Raw genomic sequence first — 9,673 nt, 5'->3', positions numbered from 1 at the left:
TTTCAAAAGCTACATCAAAGAGTAGCTAATATTCGCCGTGACACGATTCATAAAATCACTACTTTTTTGGCTAAAAACCACAGCCAAGTAGTCATTGAAGATTTGAATGTGTCTGGAATGCTGAAAAATCATGGTTTGGCGGGTTCTATCGCTGATGCTTCATTTTATGAGTTCCGTCGTCAACTAGGTTACAAGGCAGAACGTTATGGTTCAAAGTTGATTATTGCCGATAGATTTTATCCATCCAGTCAACTTTGTTCTAACTGTGGCCATCGTCAAAAAATGCCCCTAGTCCGTCGGACTTTTGAATGTCCAAACTGTGGCCTGAAGATTGATAGAGATTTGAACGCCAGTATAAATTTAGAAAAATCGCCTGGTTCCGACGATTACACTTGTGGACGGGGTGCTGCCGACAGTCCCGGACGAAGCCAGAAATAAACATCAATATCGGGCTATGTCCGGTTTTGTTTAAGTTTTATAGAGCAGATTTAACCCGATAGTGCAGAAATACCTCATCATCTACCTGTTGGACACTCAACAATTGTAAATGGGGTGCGAAGCGAGATAAAAATCCTTCTCCGTCCACCGGAGTGGGTGATGTGGTTCCCCCCAAAATTAGGGGACAGACTGTGAGTTGAAACTCATCGATCGCATGGTAAGCCATTAAAGATGCCACTAGCTGACCACCACCTAAGACCGCTAGTTTCTGTATACCTCGGTCTCTCAGTTGCTGTAACGCTTCTGACCAGGTGATCACTCCATTGGAGTCGTCAGCGACGATCACTTCGTCGAAGTGGTCGGAAAATCGTTTCCAAGGCTGACCCCCTAAGAATGTGGTCAGTAACCATTTGGGAACAGGCTGTTGAAAAAATTTGAGGGTTGGGTTAATTTTTCCTGATGCGGAACAGACTATTTGAGCTGGTTGGGGGGGTTTTCCGTTTTTTTCCCGCGCGCCTAACAATTCTGTTGAAGACACCCTTAAAACTGTTCCATAGGCGGCGAGAGTGCCGTTTCCGAACAGTACAGCGTCGGCTTGGGCAATTTGTCGTTCTAGGTGAATTATATCGGCATTAGAGCCAAATCTGGCAGGCGATCGCATCGGATCAGCAATTTTGCCATCCGCACTCATGGCTAAAATAACAGTAGTGTAGGGTCGGGTGGTTGGAATTATCTCATCCATAAGCGCCTAGTTTTGGCTCTCAACTTGCCATTAGTGATCTTAAAACAGGGTCTCACCAGATGCAAGACAGTAGATCTAGTTTAGATATACTAGCCATGATCTACAGATCGGCATTAATTTCCGAAAATAGACATCAGATTTAATTCTATGATTTCATTGTTCCCTAAAGCTATCTTAATTATCACTGTCCTGACTATAGTTAGCTATCTCGTTATCTGTGTTGGGTTACTTTGGTTTCAAAATCGGTTGATTTTTTTCCCATCTAAGACCATTGAAAAAACTCCCGATTTGTTAGGTATGCCATATCAAGAGGTTTGGTTAAAATTCCCCGATTCCACATCAGAAAGTGAACAGATTAATGGTTGGTGGATTCCTGGCGATTCCGACATGGTGATTTTTGATTTGCATGGAAACAGTAGTAATATTGGTGGTAATTTAGGCTATGCCAAACAATTTCATAATCTGGGATTTTCCGTGTGGTTGATAGATTATCGAGGTTATGGTTGTAGTAGCGATCGCTTTCCCTGTGAAAAACAAGTTTATGAAGATGCCGAGTTAGCTTTTAATTATTTGGTTAATGAGCGGCAAATTTCCCCCAATAAAATTGTCGTATTTGGGCATTCTTTGGGAGGTGCGATCGCTATTGAATTGGCGACCAAACACCCAGAAATTGCCGGATTGATTATCGAAAGTTCCTTTACTTCTATCCTCGATATGGTCAAGGTAAAGAAACAATATGGAATTTTTCCAATTAATTGGTTATTGCATCAAAAATTTGATTCTATTGCGAAAGTTCGGGAATTGAAAATGCCGATTTTATTCACACACGGGACCGCTGATGAGTTGGTTCCCGCCAGTATGAGTGAGAAGTTATACCAGGCTTGTCCTGAACCCAAACAATTGCTGATGATTCCTGATGCTGATCACAATCATGTCAAAGAAATGGGAGGCGATCGCTATCAGGAAACCATCAAGAAATTTTTGGAAAGTCTGTAAAACAATTTTATCTATCATGGGTCTAAAAGCGATCGCCCCATCAATTTAACCCGATTTATCTGGGAATTTCATAATTGACATTTAAATCATTCATCATCTCTAAAACCTGTTCAATAGCTACTGATTGCTGATTAATATTGAGAGAAATAGTCTGAGAATTTTCTACTATACTGTTAATCCCATTAACCACCTCATTAAATCCGGTTTGACTTTCCTCTGTGACTCGGACTGTAGAACTCATCGCTTTTTTAAGATCATGTACTAAATTGTTAATTTCTGCCGCTGAGGATTTACTTTGATCAGCCAGTTTACGAATCTCATTCGCGATTACATTAAATCCTTGTCCACTATTATGGTCAGCTTGTACCGCCTCAACCGCAGCATTTAAAGCCAATATATTAGTTTGATTCGCGAAATTACTGACCATAGTAGATATTAAGCCAATTTGGACAATCTTATTGTTTAAATCCGAGATTTTATCGGCAAGTTTATTCACCGTTTCTTGTAAACAATCATGGTAATAACTATCCGCATATTCGTGATCACCTTTAATCAAATATAATACCTGTTTAGCTGCTACTGCTGCCTTAGAAGCCTGTTCAGCCGAACCCCTAGCTGAACTGTTTAACTCATTCATAGTTATCGTGACTTCATGCACTAACATTTTTTGATTTTGTAATGTTCCTTGTAATTCTTTGTTTCTATTAGATATCTCCGCAGCCATTAAGTTAAAAGAGTGAGCCAAAAAACCTAGTTCATCCTCTCTATCATCTGCAAGAGACACATTATAATCACCTGCGGAAATTTTCTGAGTCGCATTAATTAGTTGTTGCAATGGTGCCGATACTTGTCGTTTTAAAACCACCCAAACTAAGACCATTAATGATAATAGTAAAATCACTTCAATCAGGATATTTGTCAGCACAAAATTTAGGGATTGTTTTCTTAAAATAGACCGAGGAAAAACCGTAACAAAATACCAGTTAAGACCAGGCATTTGGCGAAAAACTAGGTATTGATCATCTTGATAATTAGGTATGATAAATTGATTTGGGGGAGCATTTTTCACTAATTTAAATATATTCATTAAGTTACTATCCTGCAAGTTTTGGATCTTAACTGTAGTAGTGCTATCTTGAATTTTATCTATGAGGTCGGGATGAGCGATTAACTGACCATCTCCTCTAAAAATTAGGTTATATCCTCCTTCAATATGATTATTAACTGTTCTTTCGATTAACTGATTTAGGGTGATGTCATGACCAAGAGTTCCTATGGTTTGACCATTATAATCAACGGGGGTTGAAGCCGTGACTAACCAAAGCTGACTGACTGGTTCATAATAGGGTGTAGTCCAAACGGTTTTTCTTTGAGGATTATTCTCAGGAGTGGCGACTAAATACTCTGGTTTTTGGGGCATATAAAAGTTAGCATCAGCTTCTTGAACATAATTAGGAACTTGCGGCCAATAAACAATAGTAATATTCTCCGGGGTCATAATGAAGGTACTATCAAAACGATTATGCCACGCACTACCGTAGGATTCGATTAACCTTTGTAAATCAATGACTTTACGACGAATTTCTGGGGTGATTTCTAAGGATTTATCAATATACACTCCCGCCTGTCGTTGACCATCAAAATTGGCGGGGTTGTTACGGATAACGCCGTCCGGGTATCGGATCAATAAATTATTAAATTCCTCTTCTAAATTGGCGGGGGCTGGTTGTGCAAATTTCCTCAGAATTTCCGATTTCAGGATAGCATGATTATCCGCCGCTAAATCAAAGATTTGCTGTTCTCTGGCTACTCTTTCCACCACAGACTCTTCTAGTTGCGTTAATTTCTGATTTCTCAATGCTGATATCGCTTGCATATAATTAGCGATCGCACTAACTGTCACGATTAAAGCTGTACATACAGTAATCTGAAATAAGGTTTTTTGACTTAGAGAACCTTTGGGGGTCAACTGGGAGTTTGGTTTATTTGGGCGAGGGTGGTTTAACATAATTATATGAATTGATTAAGGATTGAGGGTTCTGTGATGATTTGCTGTGATTATAGCATAACCATTATGTTGGCTTTATCCCAGTGCTTATTTAATATGTAAAGTTTTGGTAAAATTTGCTCACCCCAGTGATGGGTTTGTATTAAGTCCATGTAGGCTGAAACGCTATGATTACATCCATAGCCCGCCTTAGACTAGGAGAATTAACCTTAGCCCCTTCTATTTGCCATTATTTTTGCACAAACTTAATCATGAGAATAAACTTAGTTGTTGAATTTGAGGGGGGACGGTCTGAGGTAATGCAGCATCTGCTATAGTTAAACCTCCTTCTAATAACAGTCTAATGTTGTCATCATGAGAAGCAATTTTAACTTCGGTTCCCTCCGGCTTAGGTATCATTAAGATAACTTCTTCGCCACCAATACCCTGGTCTGAAAGTAAATCGGCACTATGGGTAGTAATAATAACTTGCCGTTTTTTAGACCTTTGTAGTCGATATATTAGGGCAGGTAGCTGGTTGATAATTCCCGAATTTAATGATAATTCTGGCTCCTCTAGTAATAATAAGGAATCCGATTCTAACAAAGACCAGAGTAGTCCAATTAGTCTTAATGTACCATCAGAAAATTGGTCTTCCCTTTGTTTTCCGGCTTGGGGTTGCCAATGTTCATAAATCGCCTCTAAATGAGGGACACCCATTTCATCTTTAGTATCAGTTAAATTTTTTAACTGGGGGACAGCTAACTTGAGGGCTTCTTCAATTTTTTTGAGTCGTGATCTGCGAGTTTTTTCGGGTGTCTTGGCTACCCTTTCTAAAAAATTTCTGCCAAAGGGATCTTCGGAAAGTCCGGGGGTAGCAAATGCTTCGGGGTGGCGAACTAATTGGGGAATTATATGTAGGTATAAAATCGATTCTAAAAATTTGGCAATGTCTCTAAATTGGGCATTGGCATTAATTTGCTCTAAATATGTTTGGGTAAGTCTTAACTCATCTCGTTGATCATCTTGATCAGGTCGGTTGATAATTTGTTGGTGGTGATGCCAGACTTTTTCATAAGCAATAATGGGTTCATTTTTCCCACCTTTCCTCTGTTTAAATCCTATGGCGTATTTCCAAAGGGGTGCTGTCCCATTGGCTGGGGATAGATGGATTTCGATTTCTACATGAGGATAACGACGGGCGGAAAGACTCCGAATTTGAGAAACTCCACCTCGATCGCTTACGGCTTTTTGCAGACCGCCGCCGGGTTTGGCTAAATCCCTTAAAAATCTGAAAGCATCGAGAAAGTTAGACTTACCACAGGCATTTGGACCTACTATAAATATGCGATCGCATAAGTCCACCTCAACCACACGAAAGTTGCGCCAATTTTTCAGGATTATGTGTGATATAATCATCTAAATGACCATAATTTTGGCTATAGTATAACTGAATATATCTGCGGTGACTGGATAATCGGAGACGGTGGCGACTGCTCAAGTTTAGTCAAAACTTGCTAAAATCGCAGTTATGAGAACAGTTATACAGACATTGGCTATGGAAAATAATCTAAATACCAACATCAGTCCCACTTATATTCAACAAGAAGATGCCCAGGAAATTTTACAAATTGCCATGGCACGCGGTCAAGAAACTGGGGAACTCACCCGCACCCAGTTGGAGGAAATGGCAATGGAGTTGGGAATTAGCCCGGAAAATTTACAGGCGGCAGAATTGGAATGGCAGACTCGGAAAGTCGAGTTAACCGAAAAACAGGTATTTAATCAGGAACGTCGGCAAAAATTACGGCAAGATGCTGTTAAATATGCGATCGTTAACTCTTTCCTGATTTTATTAAATCTGGTGACTACCCAGGGTATGGCTTTTGCTTTAACGATCGCTTTACTATGGGGTCTAGGATTGAGTTTGCAAGCCTGGAAAGCCTATCAAACTCAGGGAGAAGCATACGATAAAGACTTTGCCAAATGGCGGCTGAAAAAGCAGCTAGGAAACTCCCTAGGAATGATTGCAGATCGCGTCATTAAAGGCATTCAATCATAATAGTTATCAATGAATTGGGTATTGGGGTTTAGCTGACGGGTTGGGGTTGGGGGTTTCGGGTAGCCGATGCCATATTGTCGCCGAATATGATACAATCAGAGTTTGTCTTGTTAAATTTGAGTTTAATCTGGTCATGGCTGTTCCAAAGAAACGAACCTCTAAATCAAAGCGGAATATGCGAAAAGCGACTTGGAAGCGCAAAGCTAGAGTCCAAGCCGAAAAAGCCTTATCCCTAGGTAAATCGGTCCTTACAGGTCGATCCGCAAGTTTCGTCTATCCGACAGATGATGAGGAGGGCGACGAGGAATAACCCCGGGATGTTGGTTCAAAAGCCGGATGTCAGTTTGTGTTGATGTCCGGCTTTGGGGTTATTTTTGAACCGCTGATGGCAGAATCAACATAGCATCACCAAAAGAGTAAAAGCGATATCGGTTCCCGAAATCATTGGGCGGTTGTTCTAAGGCATCCTGATATAATTTCATCAGTCTTTCGCGACCAATTAAAGCCGATACCAACATCAGTAAACTCGATCGCGGTAGGTGAAAATTAGTAATCAGTCCATCAATGACCCGCCACCGATAGCCAGGATAAATAAATAGGTTAATTTCCCCGCAGTAGGGTTGAATGCAGCCATCGAGAGAATTTTGGGCGGCTGCTATGCCTTCCAAGGTCCGCACTACCGTAGTTCCCACGGCAATGATGCGACCACCACGGGCGCGGGTTTGATTAATTTTATCGACGGTTTCCGGGCGCAATTCCACCCATTCGGCGTGCATTTGGTGGGTGGTAATATCCTCAACTTCTACGGGGCGAAAAGTCCCTAACCCCACATGAAGGGTGAGGAAAGCATGATCAATGTGGTGGTCTGAAAGTCGTTGGAATAGTTCTTCTGTAAAGTGTAACCCGGCGGTGGGTGCAGCTACCGCCCCAGGGCGCGTCCCATAAATAGTTTGATACTGTTCCGCCACAGCCTGAGAATCAGTAACATAGGGAGGAAAAGGGATTTCGCCAAATTGATCTAAAATGGAAACCAAAGATTGACCTTGGGGAACCTCAAACTTGAGCAACCTTCCGCCCGTACCGGGGTTGGTATCAATAACAGTAGCATAGAGTATTTCGCGGCCAGATTTGGAGGGAAACTCTAGGCGATCGCCTATCTTAAACCGTTTTCCGGGCTTGACCAAAGCTAACCAACAGTTTGGGGCTTGTTCCTGTAGCAATAAAATCTCGATCGCCGCCGAGGTACTCTTGCGACCGTAGAGACGGGCGGGGAGTACACGGGTATTATTGAGAATCAGTAAATCCTCTGGTTGCAATAAATCGGGTAAATCCCGAAATAAACGGTGTTGATGGGACGGCGGCGAATCCACCACTAACAGGCGGGATGAGTCCCTAGGGATTACTGGATTTTGGGCGATGCGATCGGGAGGTAATTCATAGTCATACCCCTGCAAAGTTCTATCTAATTTGTCCACTACTTCTGTCAATCCCAACACTAAAATCGCTGATCTGGGGTAAACTTGGGTAGAATCCCCCAGATCAGATTGGGTGTTTTCCCCCTATTAAAAGGGGTAAGATCCCGCAATGATATAAGTATAGCCTTGTCAAAACAGGAAATACAGAACAGGGAATAGGGAACACCAGAACGGGGAGTAAGGAATTTTTCTGAAAGCCTCTGGCTGAGACCTAACACCCGACACTCGAAACCTAGTAACCGATACCCTAATAACTATTGCACTGTCGCAGCAGTGGGTAACAAGTCCTTGACCATTGAGGAGTTGCAAGCGGGTGGGGGAGACAGCAAGACGCGGGAGAAAAACGGAATGGAATATCTATATTACCTTGCCAATACGAGTTTAACACTGAGAGTTGTTGATTTTCTTAGGGGTGAAACTCAGCTTCCGGTCAAGTTTATGACCGTGATTCATCAAATTGACGGCTGGATCGTCAAAGTTAAGATGAGTGAATATTTAACGCCCCACCAACACGGTGATTTTAGGGCTTTTATGTACGAATTGGGGATTCCCTATGAACCCGACATTCGCATTCAGATGGCTTTGTGGGCCTTGGAAACGGGACAATCTCCCTTGAGTGTGATGCGTCGCTACCAGGTGGCGGTAGTTTCTCATGGTAGCCCAAACCGAGAGGATATTGAAACATTCCGCACTCAGTTTGTTAGGGGTCTGGGGTATTGTCCAGAGGCTCTAGCCTGATCTTTAACTTGATTGTTTGGCTGGAAGTGGCGCTGATTTCGCTCAGGGAAAAGCTGATTCGATATAGTCTTCTAGGGTAAGCTGATAGGCTTCTATGTCGATGGGTTTACCGGGTGTCACAATCTGAGATGATTCTTTAATCGGGTTCTGTGCTGCTGGGTTCTGGTGTTTACATCTAACTAGGGCGACATCGAATCGACAAGGATAATTGCTGAAATGGGGATGGGTGCTTAAAAAGTGTTCTGCGGTTCGGATCAGTTTGGCTTGTTTGGTGACAGTAATGGCTAAAGCACCGTTTGCGTCCCAGTTTCCGCGACTGCGGGTTTTGACTTCTACAAAAATTATGGTGGTTTCTCGATGACCAATCAGGTCGATTTCTCCCCAACGACAATGATATTGATGGTATGAAATCCGCCAGCCTGTTTGTTGTAACCATTGCGCGACGAGTTGTTCTCCCAATGTTCCTATATGACGCGACATTACAGTAAACTCAATTATAGATTTTTGGATAGATAGATCAAAAGGTATGGGTTTCTCGTTTCCCAGGATAATCAATAGGACAATTCTCTCGCGTATAGCTGCGATCGCTTTAATTTTAGGGATGGGTTGGGCAATAATAGCTACTATTACCATACCTACTGTGGCGATCGCGGAAAACTACGAAAAACGCAATCTGATAGGTGTGGACTTCTCAGGACAGGATCTCAAGGACTCCGAGTTTGATTTTGCTAACCTACAGGGTAGCAATTTCAGTCATACCGACCTACGGGGAGTTAGCCTATTTGGGGCGAAAATGCAGGATGTTAACCTAGAGTCTGCTGATTTACGTCTTGCTACCCTAGACACGGCGCGGTTAGTTAGGGCTAATCTCACTAATGCTTTGCTGGAGGAAGCCTACGCCTACAATGCGGATTTCCGTGGGGCGATTATTACTGGGGCTGATTTTACTGATGTCATGTTGCGTCGAGATCAGCAACAACTGCTTTGTGAAGTGGCGGACGGTACAAATCCAGTCACGGGACGCGATACCCGCGAGACTCTCTACTGCGATTAAATTAAACTCTGCTCTATAAAACTTAAACAAAACCGGACATAGCCGGATCTTGATGTTTATTTCTTGCTTCGTCCGGGACTGTCGGCAGCACCCCGTCCACAAGTGTAATCGTCGGAACCCGGCGATTTTGGTAGGGGTCGAAAGGAAAGTCACCTTTCCCAACTCCCATTCAAAACCGTGC

Annotated in this window: 11 protein-coding genes; 6 read left to right on the top strand and 5 right to left on the bottom strand. The window is 42.5% G+C overall.

What is annotated here, in order from left to right:
• The coding region (locus P5683_RS19970; protein ID WP_315660787.1) for an RNA-guided endonuclease TnpB family protein at window positions 1-438 on the top strand (438 nt) is incomplete at its 5' end.
• Window positions 439-475: 37 nt separating this feature from the next.
• Here the strand turns inward: P5683_RS19970 and P5683_RS19965 are convergent.
• Entirely contained in the window at window positions 476-1,180 is a 705-nt protein-coding gene (locus P5683_RS19965; RefSeq protein ID WP_006625286.1) for a RibD family protein, read from the bottom strand.
• A gap of 147 nt (window positions 1,181-1,327) precedes the next feature.
• Here P5683_RS19965 and P5683_RS19960 point away from each other — a divergent pair, with 147 nt between their 5' ends.
• On the top strand, window positions 1,328-2,176 hold the full coding sequence (locus P5683_RS19960; RefSeq protein WP_006670466.1) for an alpha/beta hydrolase: 849 nt from the start codon (window positions 1,328-1,330) through the stop codon (window positions 2,174-2,176).
• Between the two features lie 55 nt (window positions 2,177-2,231).
• Here P5683_RS19960 and P5683_RS19955 read toward each other — a convergent pair whose 3' ends face one another.
• Both P5683_RS19955 and P5683_RS19950 read right to left on the bottom strand, forming a co-directional pair.
• Complete coding sequence (locus P5683_RS19955; RefSeq protein ID WP_006625288.1) at window positions 2,232-4,184, bottom strand: methyl-accepting chemotaxis protein; 1,953 nt, start codon at window positions 4,182-4,184, stop codon at window positions 2,232-2,234.
• Window positions 4,185-4,433: 249 nt separating this feature from the next.
• The gene (locus P5683_RS19950; protein WP_187758613.1) at window positions 4,434-5,582 is read right to left on the bottom strand and encodes an AAA family ATPase; all 1,149 of its coding nucleotides are present in this window, start codon (window positions 5,580-5,582) and stop codon (window positions 4,434-4,436) included.
• A 139-nt stretch (window positions 5,583-5,721) separates the two neighbouring features.
• Here P5683_RS19950 and P5683_RS19945 point away from each other — a divergent pair, with 139 nt between their 5' ends.
• Window positions 5,722-6,225: a 2TM domain-containing protein gene (locus tag P5683_RS19945; protein ID WP_035759515.1), complete on the top strand. Its 504-nt coding sequence runs from the start codon at window positions 5,722-5,724 to the stop codon at window positions 6,223-6,225.
• A gap of 133 nt (window positions 6,226-6,358) precedes the next feature.
• Window positions 6,359-6,535 carry a 50S ribosomal protein L32 gene (gene rpmF / locus P5683_RS19940; protein WP_006618712.1) on the top strand — a complete coding sequence of 59 codons (177 nt, stop codon included), beginning with the start codon at window positions 6,359-6,361 and terminating at the stop codon, window positions 6,533-6,535.
• Window positions 6,536-6,593: 58 nt separating this feature from the next.
• On the opposite strand, the gene queA is transcribed toward rpmF, so the two are convergent.
• Window positions 6,594-7,721: a tRNA preQ1(34) S-adenosylmethionine ribosyltransferase-isomerase QueA gene (gene queA, locus P5683_RS19935; RefSeq protein ID WP_006625292.1), complete on the bottom strand. Its 1,128-nt coding sequence runs from the start codon at window positions 7,719-7,721 to the stop codon at window positions 6,594-6,596.
• Between the two features lie 327 nt (window positions 7,722-8,048).
• On the opposite strand from queA, the gene P5683_RS19930 reads away from it, so the two are divergent.
• The gene (locus P5683_RS19930; protein ID WP_006670471.1) at window positions 8,049-8,438 is read left to right on the top strand and encodes a hypothetical protein; all 390 of its coding nucleotides are present in this window, start codon (window positions 8,049-8,051) and stop codon (window positions 8,436-8,438) included.
• 42 nt (window positions 8,439-8,480) lie between these two features.
• On the opposite strand, the gene P5683_RS19925 is transcribed toward P5683_RS19930, so the two are convergent.
• Window positions 8,481-9,071, bottom strand: coding sequence for a YraN family protein (locus tag P5683_RS19925; RefSeq protein ID WP_315640947.1), 591 nt, complete (start codon window positions 9,069-9,071; stop codon window positions 8,481-8,483).
• Between P5683_RS19925 and P5683_RS19920 the strand changes: the two genes are divergently transcribed.
• A complete protein-coding gene (locus tag P5683_RS19920; RefSeq protein ID WP_231296374.1) occupies window positions 9,040-9,492 on the top strand; it encodes a pentapeptide repeat-containing protein in 453 nt (150 codons plus the stop codon). The genes P5683_RS19925 and P5683_RS19920 overlap by 32 nt on opposite strands.
• Window positions 9,493-9,673 lie beyond the last annotated feature (181 nt).

Origin of the sequence: Limnospira sp. PMC 1279.21 (assembly GCF_032349615.1) — a bacterium.
Taxonomy (GTDB): domain Bacteria; phylum Cyanobacteriota; class Cyanobacteriia; order Cyanobacteriales; family Microcoleaceae; genus Limnospira; species Limnospira fusiformis.
Note: the sequence above shows the minus strand (reverse complement) of the source record. Positions and strands in the feature narration are given on the sequence as shown.

Coding starts and splice junctions, on each gene's coding strand:
- P5683_RS19965 (WP_006625286.1), bottom strand. CDS start 1,180: ATGGATGAGATAATTCCAACCACCCGACCCTACACTACTGTTATTTTA.
- P5683_RS19960 (WP_006670466.1), top strand. CDS start 1,328: ATGATTTCATTGTTCCCTAAAGCTATCTTAATTATCACTGTCCTGACT.
- P5683_RS19955 (WP_006625288.1), bottom strand. CDS start 4,184: ATGTTAAACCACCCTCGCCCAAATAAACCAAACTCCCAGTTGACCCCC.
- P5683_RS19950 (WP_187758613.1), bottom strand. CDS start 5,582: ATGATTATATCACACATAATCCTGAAAAATTGGCGCAACTTTCGTGTG.
- P5683_RS19945 (WP_035759515.1), top strand. CDS start 5,722: ATGGAAAATAATCTAAATACCAACATCAGTCCCACTTATATTCAACAA.
- rpmF (WP_006618712.1), top strand. CDS start 6,359: ATGGCTGTTCCAAAGAAACGAACCTCTAAATCAAAGCGGAATATGCGA.
- P5683_RS19930 (WP_006670471.1), top strand. CDS start 8,049: ATGGAATATCTATATTACCTTGCCAATACGAGTTTAACACTGAGAGTT.
- P5683_RS19920 (WP_231296374.1), top strand. CDS start 9,040: ATGGGTTGGGCAATAATAGCTACTATTACCATACCTACTGTGGCGATC.
- P5683_RS19925 (WP_315640947.1), bottom strand. CDS start 9,071: ATGGTAATAGTAGCTATTATTGCCCAACCCATCCCTAAAATTAAAGCG.